The 257-nt window shown below is 69.3% G+C and carries 1 pseudogene; it reads right to left on the bottom strand.

The features are described from left to right. Positions 1-34: 34 nt before the first annotated feature. Positions 35-257, bottom strand: a pseudogene (locus tag C1X29_RS30100) (ABC transporter substrate-binding protein); the annotation flags it as partial.

The raw sequence follows: 257 nt of genomic DNA, 5'->3' as shown, positions 1-257 counted from the left end.
GGAGAGGGGGCTCGGCGCGCCGCGGCCACCGCCGTCACTTCCACGACGCCGCGTAGAAGCGCGGCACCTCGTCGGGCTGGGCGGTGAAGTTGAGGTCCGACGTGAAGGCGTAGTTGGTCGAGTAGGAGAACATCGGCAGCGCGTAGGCTTCCGCGGCGATCCGCTGGAGCGCCTTGGCGTAGGCGGCCTTGCGCGTCTCCGGGTCGGTCGAGCCGTCGCCCTTCTGCAGATCCGCGATTACCTGCGGATCCTTGGTC

The sequence above is a fragment of the Pseudomonas sp. GW456-12-10-14-LB2 genome (assembly GCF_002884345.1).
Classification (GTDB): domain Bacteria; phylum Pseudomonadota; class Gammaproteobacteria; order Pseudomonadales; family Pseudomonadaceae; genus Aquipseudomonas; species Aquipseudomonas paraglycinae.
The sequence above is the reverse complement of the archived record's forward strand: the minus strand, read 5'-3'. Positions and strand labels throughout refer to the sequence as shown.